Below are 10,595 nucleotides of genomic sequence, written 5' to 3'. Positions count from 1 at the left end.
CGCGGAGGCGTCCTTCGTGGCCCGCACGGTGGACTCCGACCGCAAGCACCTGACCGAGGTCCTGCGCCAGGCCGCCGCCCACCCCGGCACCGCCCTGGTGGAGATCTACCAGAACTGCAACATCTTCAACGACGGCGCCTTCGACGTCCTCAAGGACAAGGAACAGGCCCAGCAGGCCGTCATCCGCCTCGAACACGGCGAACCGATCCGCTTCGGCACACCTCTCGCGGACAGCAAAGGCGCCAAAGGCATCGTCCGGGACCCCGCCACCGGCGACCTGAAAATCGTCGACGTCACCCCACAGAACAAGGCGCAAATCCTGACCCACGACGCCCACGCACCGTCCCCGGCCACGGCCTTCGCCCTCTCCCGCCTCGCCGACCCTGCCACCTTGCACCACACCCCCATCGGCGTCCTGCGCGCGGTCGAGCGCCTGGTCTACGACACCCAGATGGCCGAGCAGCTCGACACCGCCGTCGAACTGCAGGGCAAAGGCGACCTGACGACCCTCCTCACCGGTGCCGACACCTGGACCGTGCGGCCGGATCCGGGCAGCCGAGCGCTGTGACACCCCCGTGGTTGGATGGGCAGTGACTCTGACGCCGCCGACGCCCGCGTCCATGGCTCTCCTGCAGCAGCTCAATGCCACGCAGGCAGGGGCAGCGACAACCTCGTCTACGCCACGGAGGCAGCCTTCCTGTCCCACCCGGACGCTCAGATCATCACTAGCCTGCCCGACCTGTCGGTCATGTCGGGTGCGCGGGCGCTGGCCGAGACCGGCGACGACCGCACACGCATCACCGACGCCAAGGCCCTCCAGGCCTACGCCGGCGCAGCACCGGTGACGCGTGCTCCAGGTCGTGGTCGCCCGCACCGTCAAGAACCGGCGTCTGGCCGCCGTCGGCTATATGTGGGGCTTCTTGGACGTTCCCTCGTGCCGGCTGCATAACGGCCTGTTCGACCTGTATGACGCACGGGCCCGCGTCGTTGACGTGCGCGCGGTCAGCAGACCCACGGCGCAGGGAGCTCAGCACGAATGGCTTCGAGATCGGCAGGCGTGCGTCCACGCACGTGGATCCATGACGGGTCCTCGATGCCGTCCCGGCGCATCAGCCGCCCCGGAGCCGCGTACCAGCGCATTGGCGAGTCGTCCTTGCTCGCCCACATGGGGTGGTCAGGCAGGTCCACCCGCGTATAGCGAGCGTGGAGGCTCGGCACCAGCACATGCGGGAGTTCGCAGGCGTCGTAGAGGCTGTCCGCCCCCAAGAGCGACTCACTCAGCACGAGTTCCACCCAGGCCAAGGACATCCGATCGAGGAAGGGAATCCAGCCCTCGCATGATTCCACCACCACCGGCGGATCCTCCTGCTCGATCTCATCCAGCGGAATCCCCCAGTACGCGCAGTCCTGGTTCTCGCGCCGGAAGATCAGAACACCGTTCAAGGCGTCATCGACGTAGAGCTCAGCCGGCCGGACCAGAGAGTCCTGCTGGCGGGTCAGATCGTCCCGCCGGCCGAACAGCGCAAAACCCTCGCGCAGGGCAGCCGGAAGGTGGAAGCCCAGATCAGCCTCCGCAGCTGCCAACTCCTCTTCGACACACCCGTCTTCCAACCGCAGGGGACAACCCATCCATGCATCGGCGTACCAGCGCACGAAGTCCCACGCTTGCGAGCGAGTCCGCACTCCGCCTCGCAGCACCACGGAGACGTCAAGGCCATCCAGCATGGCGGGGACGCTACCGCCTCTCGCGACCACCTGACCACGCGGGAGGCATGAGCGTCGCAGTGTGAAGCCGACCCCGGTCTCCAAGGTCCTCATGGAGTTCTCCCGACCGGTGCTCCCGTACTCTGCTGACTACGTAACAGAGCCCGCCGTGCCGTCGTTTTCGTGGAACACGTCCAAGGGGACGCCCGGCTTCTCGGGGCAGGTCGTCGTCGGCTGGATGCAGGACGACGAGGCCAGGGAAATGCTGGCGCTGTCCCGTCGGCGTCGACATCGGCACGTCCTCGACGTGATCCGGGGCATCGCGGGCGACCGCAGACTCAAGCCCGTCAAGGTCATCGAGCACGAGCGGACCAAGGACCCCTTCGCCCGTGCCGCCTACTCGGAGTACGAGAGCGTGCCCCCGGGCGGGCCGGAGATCCTCCGGGCCGCCCGGGGGCACGCCGTTCGTCTCGGCCTCGGTGTAGGCGGACGCCCCTGGGATCCGTGTTCGGGTCCGGATCCCAGGGATGTCACCAACCCTTCCACGCCCACGTGTAGATGCCGATGATCCGGATATCCGGTCCATCAGGCCCTCGAATGCCTCCTGCCGACGGGCAGGGTCCACGTTGTGACCTTCGGCCACCGCGTGATCGTTTGTCTTCACACGCTGATGACCAACGGTGGCCGCGTACTTGCCCGCATGCCCCCCACCAGCAAGATCACAATCAATCGCCAGGGCTCGGCCGCCATTCCGCTTCGAGGATGCTGAACATCTCGGAGTCCCGCCAGCCGTCCCGGATCAACGCGGTGTGCCGATGCCGCCCCTCGTATGTCATGCCGAGCCTGCCCAGCAACCGAGACGACGCGAGATTGCGGGGGTCGCAGGTCGCATAGATCCGGTGGAGCCCCAATTCCCCGAACCCGCGCGACAGAAGCTCTTGTCCGATCGCCGTGCCCACGCCACGCCCCCAGGCCCTCGGGTGCACGATGTAGGCGATTTCGCCCTGCCGATGGCGACGGTTACGAATGTGCAGCTCACCCATCCCGACGAGTTCGTCCTCGAAGCGAGCGATGTAGACGAATCTCTGCTGAGGAGCGTGCGACCAGGCTGCGACAGCGGTTTGCACGAACGCTTGCGTCTGGTCCTCGGTGTTCGGCCCCCAGGGCTGGTAGCGACAAGCCTCCTCAAGGCTGGCCCAGGAGTGCACCGTTTGCCAGTCGTTGAGCGCGAGCTTGCGCAAAGTGACGATGGATTGGCTCACAAGCGGATCTTGCCAGATCGCGTATGGGACACGAGCCCTGACGGCGGCAGCCAGCCACCGCCGGCGGGTCGGGCCCCACAGGCCGGCGTCACCTCAGACTTGTCCCGTAACAGGGCGGCGCCCCGTAGCGATCCCGGGTCGGACCATGTCAGTGCCTGGTGACAGGATCCGAGGGTGCTGATCAAGGGATACGACGACGGCTCGCTGGTGGCGGGCGAGTCACTGCTGGCCCGCCCGGGCTTCGTCGTCACACCGCGGTGATCCGGTCGGCAGACCTGCTGCGTAAGGGGTGTGGGCTCCTGCTCGACCTCGTCGACCGCGCGGAGGTCCGCGACGCCGCAGCCGCGTAGACGGGACGGGACGGGTCAACACCGTCATCGCCCGCACGGACCGGGTGGACGTCGACGCGTTGCTCATCCGGCCCGACGGCTGGGTCGCCCGTGCCTTGTCCACCGGGCAGGACCTCGACGCCACCACGCTGGTGCGTGCGCTGGGCACATGGTGCGGCCAACCGGCCTGAGCAGCACATTAACAGTCGCCTCAGGTTCGCTCGGTAGGAAATCGGCGTCCAGACAAGCGATGCAATCCGTATGTAGGAGGCTAGTGATGGCAGTCAACGCAGCGCCGTCCGGGGAAGCGCCGGCCGGTCGGTTGGCCGGCCGGTGGGTGCCCTGGTTGGTGATCGGCTTGTGGCTGGTGCTGGCGGCGGGCATGGTGCCGCTGAGCGGAAAGTTGAGCTCGGTCACCACCGACAGCGCCGTGGACACACTGCCGGCCAGCGCCGAGTCCACCAAGGTGGCGGTGCTGGAAGACAGTCTCCCCGACGGTGACAGCAACACGTTCGTCTTCGTGTACCACCGCGCCGGCGGCCTGACCGAGGCCGACCGAGCGACGGTCGAGCGCCACTACGACACCCTTGCCAAGCGGTACCCGCCGAAGGCGACAGCCGCCGCCGAGGACGACGAGGACTCACCGACGAGCCCCTCCACCGACCGCAAGGCGATGATGTTCACCCTCGAGGTGAGCACGGCCTACGGCGAACCGGAGACCATCGTCGGCCCGTTGCGTGACGCCACGAAGGACCGCCCCTCCGGCCTGGAACTCGACGTGACCGGCCCGGGCGCGATCGACGGCGACATGGACGCCGTCTTCGACGGCATCGACGTACAGGTCCTCCTCACCACCATCGCCGTGGTCACGCTCCTGCTCATCCTCACCTACCGCAGCCCGGTGTTGTGGATCATCCCGCTGGTGGCCGTCGGCGCGGCCGCACTGACCTCGATGGGGACCGTCTACCTGCTCGTCAAGGGCTTCGGCATCGTGGTCAACGACCAGAACTCGGCGCTGCTGACGATCCTGGTGTTCGGCGTCGGCACGGACTACGCGCTGTTGCTCATCGCTCGATACCGGGAGGCACTGCACCACCATGAGAACGTCCGGGTCGCGATGGTCCACGCGCTGCGCGGTGCGGCGCCGGCCATCGTTGCGTCCGCGGCCACCGTGGTCGCGGGCCTGCTCTGCCTGCTCGTCGCGGACCTGAACAGCACCAGCGGGTTGGGCCCGATCGGTGCGGCCGGCATCCTGTGTGCGCTGGTGGCCATGCTGACGCTGTTCCCCGCGGTGCTCGTGGTGCTCGGCAGGCGGATCTTCTGGCCGGCCGTCCCGCGGTTCAGCACGGCCGTGGAGGAGAAGCCTGGGCTGTGGGGACGGCTCGGCACCGCCATCAGCCGCCGCCGGTGGGTGGCGACGCTCGGCTCGCTCGGAGTCCTCGGCGTACTCGCCCTCGGGCTGGCGGGAAACACCGGCGCCCTGCGGGAGCAGGACCAGTTCCTGTCCGCGCCGGAGTCGGTCACCGGCTTCACCGTTCTGCGCCAGCACTTCCCGGAGCTCGGCGGCCAGCCGATGACGATCTTCACGCGGCCGGCGCACCAGGAGCGGGTGCTCGACATCGTCAAGGACACTCGCGGTGTGGCCCTGGCCGTCCCGGAGGAGACCAGCGGTGGCTGGGCCAACATCTCCGTGTTCCCGAAGGACGCGCCGGACACCCCCGCCGAGTACGACACGATTCTGCGGGTACGCACCGCCGTGCACGCGGTGAGCGGGGCGGAGGCGATCGTCGGCGGGCCGAGTGCGGAGAACCTCGACACCGAGGTGACCACCAGCCGCGACGAGAAGCTGGTGATCCCGCTGGTGCTCGTCGTCGTCCTGATCGTCCTCGGGCTGCTGCTGCGCGCGATCCTGGCCCCGCTGGTCCTGATGGCCACCGTGATCGTCTCGTTCGCCGCGGCCTTCGGCGGCAGCGTGTTCGTCTTCGACACGATCCTCGGGTTCAAGGGTGTCGACTACTCGGTGCCGCTGCTGGCATTCCTGTTCCTGGTGGCGCTCGGCGTCGACTACAACATCTTCCTGGCCAGCCGGGCCCGGGAGGAGACCGTGCGTCTCGGCACCCGGGAGGGCATGCTCAAAGCCCTCTCGGCCACCGGTGGCGTCATCACCTCGGCAGGCCTGGTCCTGGCGGCCACGTTCGCGGTCCTCGCCACACTTCCGCTGGTGATGCTGATCGAGGTCGGGTTCCTGGTCGCCTTCGGCGTGCTGCTCGACGCCCTGCTGGTGCGGTCGGTCCTGGTGCCCGCCCTCACCTTGCTGATCGGCCGGCGGATGTGGTGGCCGAGCCGGCTGTCCCGTCCAGCGGCCCAGCTGCCGGACGGTCAACAGCCGCTCGCCGACGACGAGGAGCCCGCGCTGCAACGCTGAGCGCGGCGGCACGCACGAGATCCGGGACGGGCCCCAGGCCCGTCCCGGTTTTTTCATGGGCCCGATGGCTGCCGTTCTTTGGTCCTGCGCCGTGCGGCCGGGGCTGGGGCCGGCGGACCGTGTCCTGCCCGGTGGTGGGCCGCGCGGGCCATTGCCCGATGGCTGCTGCCCTTTGGTCCTGCGGCGTGCGCCGGGGCTGGGGTCGGCGCATCGCGGTGTCCTGCCCCGGCGATGAGCCGCGCAGGGCCATGCCCGAGGGCCGCCCCGTGCCTTGTCCTGCGCCGCGCCGCCGGGGCGGGTCAGCGCACTGAGGTGTCCTCCCCGGCGGTGAGCCGCGCGATCGGGGCGGCCGGAAGGTCGACCCGAAGCAGCGCGCCACCGCGTGCGGAGCGGGCGACGGTGGCCCGGCCGCCGTGGGCGTCGACGACCCGCTGCACGATCGACAGCCCCAGACCGGATCCCGGCAACGCCCGGGCGCTGTCGGCACGGTAGAACCGGTCGAACACCCGCGGTACGTCGGCGGCGTCGATGCCCGGCCCGGCGTCGTCGACCTCGAGCACCGCCGACGCGCCCTCGGCACGGAGCCGGACCTGGATCGGCTGGTCCACGGGGGACCACTTGCCGGCGTTGTCGATGAGGTTGAGCACCGCCCGCTCGAGCGCAGCGGGACGCCCGCTCACCCACACAGACGTCACGTCGAGCGCGACCTCGATGTCGGGCACGCGGGAACGCGCCCGGGTCGCGGCGGCCGCCACCACGTCGGCGAGGTCGAGCACCTCGGTGCTCTCGTCGCTGACGTCACCGCGCGCCAGGTCGGTCAGCTCGGCGACGAGGGTGCTCAACTCGGCCACCTGGGCGCCGAGATCGTTGAGCAGCCGGGTCCGGCTCTCCGCCGGCAGTGCGCTGTCCAGGGTGCCGCGCTGATCGAGCCGGATCAGCAGCTCGGCGTTGAGGCGCAGGCTGGTGAGCGGGGTCTTGAGCTCGTGGGCGGCGTCTTCGGCGAGCAGCCGCTGGGCCCGGCGGGAGTCGCGGAGCGCGGCGAGCATGTCGTTGATCGACTGGATCAGCCGCCGGATCTCCCCACCGCCCTCATCCGGGATGTCGGCGTCGAGATCCCGGGTGTGCGCGACACGCACTGCGGCGGCGGTCAGCCGGTCGATCGGTGCCAGCCCGGTCCGTGCCACGGTCCGCCCGACAAGGGCGCCGCCGACCACGCAGAGCAGCCCGATCAGCAGCATGCCGAACCCGAACTGGTTGATCGGGCTGTCGTCGACGACTTGGGCCACCTGGACCGCGCCGTCGCCCGCGCGCAGCGTGTAGATGACGTAGCCGTCCTCGTCGCTGTCGTTCGACTCCATCAGGTCGGCCGACGCCCCCTGCGCCACGCGCCCGGCGTGCTCGCTGACCGGGGGCAGCGCGGGTTGGCCGGCCGGCGTCCGGATCGAGCCGTCGGGCAGGATGACCCGCACCAGCCGACCGGATCCGGGATACGGCGGTAGCTGGACCTGCGCCAGACCGGCGTGCTGCGCGTCCGTCGCCAGGACGCGGGAGTCGGCACGCAGCTGATTCTCGACGGTGTCCCGCAGCTCCCAGCCCAGTAGCTCGCTGGCCACCTGGAAGGCCACGAACACGCTGACCGCGATGGCCGTCGCCGCGATCACCGTCAGCCTGGCCCGCAGGGACCGCCGGCGCCACCATCGGGTCAGCCGGCGCGGTTCCCGGCCGGCGGGCCTGCTCACGGAGGAGTCTCCCGCAACGTGTATCCCAGGCCGCGCAACGTGTAGATCAATCGCGGCTCACCCTCGGCCTCCAGCTTGCGGCGCAGGTAACTCACGTATACCTGGAGGTTGTTGGCGGTGGAGCTCATGCCGAAGCCCCAGATCGCCTCGAACAGCGCGTCGCGGGTCAAGACCCGGGTCGCGTTGCTCACGAGGACCTGCAGGAGGGAGAACTCGGTCCGGGTCAGGTGCAGCGGCCGCTCGCCCCGCCACGCCTCGAATCTGTCGGGATCGAGCCGGACGTCGGCGTACGACAGGATCTGCGACTCCTCGTCGGTCGGCGTGCGCCGGCGCAGCAGGGCCCGCACCCGGGCCAGCAACTCCTCGGTGGCGAACGGCTTGGGCAGGTAGTCGTCGGCGCCCGCGTCCAGCCCCGCGACCCGGTCGGAGACCTGGTCACGGGCGGTCAGCATCAGCACCGGCAGATCCCGACCCGCGGCCCGCAACCGCCGGCAGGTCTCCAACCCGCCGAGGCGGGGCATCATCACGTCGAGGATCAGCAGATCCAGCGTGTCACCACTGGCCCCACCGACCCCGTCGAGCACGGCGAAACCGTTGGCGACGGTACTGGTGTCGTAACCCTCGACCTGGAGCACCCGCTCCAGCGAATCCCGGATGGCCGCCTCGTCATCCGCGATCAAGATCCGCACGCCGGCCCGCCCCCTTCCAGTCGATGTTTTTGCCGCTCATTGTCTCTGGTCAACCTGAGGCCAGGCTTAGAGCGTCGCTGGGGACCGACCGGGACCGCACTCTTGCGGATACGTAAGAAATGGAACCTACCCGGCTCATGAGCAGGGGAGGACCCGTTGACCGGCATCGCACCCGGCACCCAGACGTAGATCTCCGCGCCGGTCAAGGGCGCTCGGCGTCCCCAGGTGGCTCCCGCGCCCAACTCTCAGTCATCCTGCGGCTGCTGCCATGGATCCCTGTGCTCTTGGTGACCGGGCTGTCGGCCGCTGCGCTCACCGGCGACGACGGCGCCGTGGCCACGCTGAAGCAGAACGTCGTCGGCATACTCGAAAACGCTGCGTTGCCGAGTCTCGCCGTGACGTTCGCGATCACGCCGGTCACCACGGTCACCGGCTGGCGATGGCACCAGACTGGCGCGGGACCGCGGAGGCGCCTTCGTGGAGGGCGCCCAACGCGGCCGGCCCGGAATCCCGCAGGTCGCAGACAGGCGGCATCTGCTCCACAACCCCTCCACCGGGCTGGAGAAGACCGTCACCCGACACCGTTCCTGCCTCAAGGAACCCCGGCTCGCCCCCACGCCTGCTGCCGTTCCGGCCGAGGTTCGGGTCCTGTTCCAGCAAGGGCTCTCGATTGATGCGTCCAGCGCCCGTCCCGGGCTCGACCGCAAGACGGTGCGTCGCCATGCGAGGGCCGTCACCGCCGAGTCGCTGATGCGTGAACGACTCGGCCGCACCAGTGCGTTGACCCCGCACAAGCCGTATCTCTCCCGCCGGTGGGCCGAGGGATGTGACAACAGCGCGCAGACGCTGCGGGACGAGATCGCCGCTCGCGGATACCGAGGGCGGCGCAAGAGCGTCGCGTCCGCCGCTTTCTCTAACGCCCTTGTCCGGTACAACGGTCCACGACCGGCTCGTGGCGCGTTCATGAGGGGAGCAACAGCTGACACCTCGCCTCGAAGGCGAGGGTCGCCCCAACGCCTGGGTCATCGATGGGACGACGCAAGAAGTCCCGAGCCCCTGCCCCGGGGAAAGCCGATGCAGTGTCGGTCGGCGGGCGCCGGGACTGGCTATGTGATCGTGACCGCGAGGAGCAGCGTGGCGGCCAGGGCGACGGCGACGAATGCCAGCAGCACAGGTTCCCTCACTGGGGCGTCCGTAGTTCGGCCCCTGCCTTCAACCCCCAGGGCGGGTGGTGGGGCCCATGAGGTCGTAGCTCGCGCTTGGCCAGCGCGAGCACGATGAATAGCCCGCGTCCGCAGACGCCGTCAGGAGTCGGCGTACGCGTCTGCGGCAGCCTGTGGGCCGCGCGGCTGTGGTGCATGGCGCAGCCGAAGACTCTGGCCTGCGTGCTTGCCGCAAGGGGGAGCTGATGCGTGTATCCCGCAGTAGGCGGTGACGCATTGCGGACCGTTGTTGTCCGCAATGACTCCTAACGTGGTTCCCGGAAAGCAAGACCAGCCGTGAAACAACGTGGAGGTTCGACATGATTCTGGTGATCGGTGCGACGGCGCAGTTCGGGCGGCAGACGGTCGAGGCGCTGGCGGCGGCAGGTCGGCCGGTGCGCGCGCTGACCCGGAATCCTCAGGCTGCCGGCCTGCCGGAGGGTGTGGAGGTGGTGCGGGGTGACCTCACCGACACTGCCACGCTCGCGCCCGCGCTGGAAGGCGTCAGCGAGCTGCTGCTGGTGCTGCCGTACGGTCTGGAGGCGGGCCCCGTGCTGACCGAGGCGCAGCGTGCCGGGGTGCGGCAGGTGGTGTTCCTGTCCTCGGGAGCGGTGGTCGAAGGCGCTGTCGCGCAACCGGACGTGATCGCCGCCTACCACGCCCGCGTCGAGGAGCAGATCAAGGCTTCGGGCCTGGAGTGGACGTTCCTGCGCCTGATGTTCCCGGCCATCAACGCGCTGTCGTGGGCCATGCAGCTCACGAGCGGCGATGTGGTGCGCGGCCCGTACGCCGGGGCATCGGCCTCGGTGGTGCACGAGCAGGACGTGGCCGAGGCGGCGGCAGGTGTACTCGGCACGTCCGGGCACGCGGGCCGCGCCTACGAGCTGACAGGCCCGCAGTCGCTGACCCAGGGCGAGCAACTGGCGGTGCTGGGTGGGGCGCTGGGCCGCGAGCTGAGCTTCGAAGAAGTACCGGACGGGCCGGTGCGGCAGCAGCTGAGCCAGTTCATGGACGGTGATTTCATCAACGCGCTGCTGGATCTGATGGCGCAGACAGTAGGCAAGCCGGCGGCCATCAATGACGTCGTCGAACAGCTGACCGGCCATCCGGCGCGCACTTTCGACCAGTGGGCCGCCGACCACGCAGCCGACTTCAGCTGAGCAGCCACAACGGTCACAACAGGCTCAATGCCGTGCTGGTCGTCGCCCCGAGGGTCATCAAGAAGTCCCGGCCCGACGAACGCCC

At 69.4% G+C, this 10,595-nt stretch carries 9 protein-coding genes and 1 pseudogene; 6 read left to right on the top strand and 4 right to left on the bottom strand.

Annotated features, from left to right (window positions below):
* Positions 1 to 568, top strand: a pseudogene (locus PH203_RS48610) (2-oxoacid:ferredoxin oxidoreductase subunit beta); the annotation flags it as partial.
* Positions 569 to 583: 15 nt separating this feature from the next.
* Positions 584 to 949, top strand: coding sequence for a transposase (locus PH203_RS49905; RefSeq protein ID WP_354671329.1), 366 nt, complete (start codon positions 584 to 586; stop codon positions 947 to 949).
* Positions 950 to 1,002: 53 nt separating this feature from the next.
* Here the strand turns inward: PH203_RS49905 and PH203_RS48600 are convergent, their stop codons facing one another.
* Positions 1,003 to 1,725 carry an SMI1/KNR4 family protein gene (locus PH203_RS48600; protein WP_289929304.1) on the bottom strand — a complete coding sequence of 241 codons (723 nt, stop codon included), beginning with the start codon at positions 1,723 to 1,725 and terminating at the stop codon, positions 1,003 to 1,005.
* A gap of 61 nt (positions 1,726 to 1,786) precedes the next feature.
* On the opposite strand from PH203_RS48600, the gene PH203_RS48595 reads away from it, so the two are divergent.
* Positions 1,787 to 2,272: an FAD-dependent oxidoreductase gene (locus PH203_RS48595; protein WP_289929302.1), complete on the top strand. Its 486-nt coding sequence runs from the start codon at positions 1,787 to 1,789 to the stop codon at positions 2,270 to 2,272.
* Positions 2,273 to 2,429: 157 nt separating this feature from the next.
* Here the strand turns inward: PH203_RS48595 and PH203_RS48590 are convergent, their stop codons facing one another.
* Positions 2,430 to 2,966, bottom strand: coding sequence for a GNAT family protein (locus PH203_RS48590; protein WP_289929300.1), 537 nt, complete (start codon positions 2,964 to 2,966; stop codon positions 2,430 to 2,432).
* A gap of 289 nt (positions 2,967 to 3,255) precedes the next feature.
* On the opposite strand from PH203_RS48590, the gene PH203_RS49900 reads away from it, so the two are divergent.
* Complete coding sequence (locus tag PH203_RS49900; protein ID WP_354671328.1) at positions 3,256 to 3,486, top strand: hypothetical protein; 231 nt, start codon at positions 3,256 to 3,258, stop codon at positions 3,484 to 3,486.
* 86 nt (positions 3,487 to 3,572) lie between these two features.
* Positions 3,573 to 5,720 carry an MMPL family transporter gene (locus tag PH203_RS48585; protein ID WP_289929298.1) on the top strand — a complete coding sequence of 716 codons (2,148 nt, stop codon included), beginning with the start codon at positions 3,573 to 3,575 and terminating at the stop codon, positions 5,718 to 5,720.
* Between the two features lie 299 nt (positions 5,721 to 6,019).
* On the opposite strand, the gene PH203_RS48580 is transcribed toward PH203_RS48585, so the two are convergent.
* Together PH203_RS48580 and PH203_RS48575 are read right to left on the bottom strand one after the other, a co-directional pair.
* Positions 6,020 to 7,459 carry a HAMP domain-containing sensor histidine kinase gene (locus PH203_RS48580; protein WP_289929297.1) on the bottom strand — a complete coding sequence of 480 codons (1,440 nt, stop codon included), beginning with the start codon at positions 7,457 to 7,459 and terminating at the stop codon, positions 6,020 to 6,022.
* Positions 7,456 to 8,148 (bottom strand): response regulator transcription factor, encoded by a 693-nt coding sequence (locus tag PH203_RS48575; protein ID WP_289929296.1) that lies wholly within the window; start codon positions 8,146 to 8,148, stop codon positions 7,456 to 7,458. The genes PH203_RS48580 and PH203_RS48575 overlap by 4 nt, the downstream gene beginning before the upstream one ends.
* Before the next feature lie 1,522 nt (positions 8,149 to 9,670).
* Between PH203_RS48575 and PH203_RS48570 the strand changes: the two genes are divergently transcribed.
* Complete coding sequence (locus tag PH203_RS48570) at positions 9,671 to 10,510, top strand: NAD(P)H-binding protein (protein ID WP_289929295.1); 840 nt, start codon at positions 9,671 to 9,673, stop codon at positions 10,508 to 10,510.
* Positions 10,511 to 10,595 lie beyond the last annotated feature (85 nt).

Origin of the sequence: Streptomyces sp. S.PB5 (assembly GCF_030403745.1) — a bacterium.
In the GTDB taxonomy this organism is placed as follows: domain Bacteria; phylum Actinomycetota; class Actinomycetes; order Streptomycetales; family Streptomycetaceae; genus Streptomyces.
The sequence above is the reverse complement of the archived record's forward strand: the minus strand, read 5'-3'. Positions and strand labels throughout refer to the sequence as shown.

Bases quoted from the DNA above. Each gene is read 5' to 3' on its own strand.
- PH203_RS49905 (WP_354671329.1), top strand. From the start codon at position 584: ATGGGCAGTGACTCTGACGCCGCCGACGCCCGCGTCCATGGCTCTCCT.
- PH203_RS48600 (WP_289929304.1), bottom strand. From the start codon at position 1,725: ATGCTGGATGGCCTTGACGTCTCCGTGGTGCTGCGAGGCGGAGTGCGG.
- PH203_RS48585 (WP_289929298.1), top strand. From the start codon at position 3,573: ATGGCAGTCAACGCAGCGCCGTCCGGGGAAGCGCCGGCCGGTCGGTTG.
- PH203_RS48570 (WP_289929295.1), top strand. From the start codon at position 9,671: ATGATTCTGGTGATCGGTGCGACGGCGCAGTTCGGGCGGCAGACGGTC.